This is a genomic window from Vibrio sp. 1078-1, assembly GCF_033340475.1.
The window spans coordinates 1-519 of record NZ_JAWOWM010000901.1 but is presented as its reverse complement, the minus strand read 5'-3'; the positions used below and the strand labels follow the sequence as shown (position 1 = coordinate 519).

At 46.4% G+C, this 519-nt stretch carries 1 protein-coding gene and 1 pseudogene; both read right to left on the bottom strand.

Going from position 1 to position 519, the window contains the following annotated elements; all coding sequences use genetic code 11:
- A pseudogene (locus R7190_RS30735) lies at window positions 1-111 on the bottom strand (ABC transporter substrate-binding protein); the annotation flags it as partial.
- A 35-nt stretch (window positions 112-146) separates the two neighbouring features.
- Window positions 147-519 (bottom strand): metal ABC transporter permease (locus R7190_RS30730; protein ID WP_318138324.1); only part of this gene is annotated, 373 nt, incomplete at its 5' end.

The window sequence follows — 519 nt, the reverse complement described above, 5'->3', positions numbered from 1 at the left end:
CAGCATGTAAGTCACAGGGGTACTGGTCAAAATATCTTTGGCCATCGCCAATGATGACAATGTACTCATCGCCATCAATCCTAAACCTAAAGTAAGAGTTTTCATTTTCATGTCGAGATACTTAAGTTGGGTAGGTAAAAGCGTTATCACGCCTTACGAATAATTCGATAAACCGTTGCAGTTAAGAAGAAAGCAGCGGAAACAATGATGATCGACGCGCCCGATGGCACCGGTAAGTCGAGCTCCATTGGCAATATGGTGCCAACCAAGCAAGCAACCGTCGCAAGCAGAGAAGAAAGCAATACAAAGCTTCCCATTCGCTTGGTGAGCAACCGAGCTGTCGCACCAGGGATCAATAACAGCGCACCCACTAACACGGCACCAATGATCTTCACTGCGGCGATTGTCACTAAAGTGATCATCATGACGAATAGGTAGTCGTAAAAGCTGGTATTGAAGCCACGCACGCGAGCAATATCTGGGCTGATACACGTGAGCAAAATGCGATTAAATGTCGGA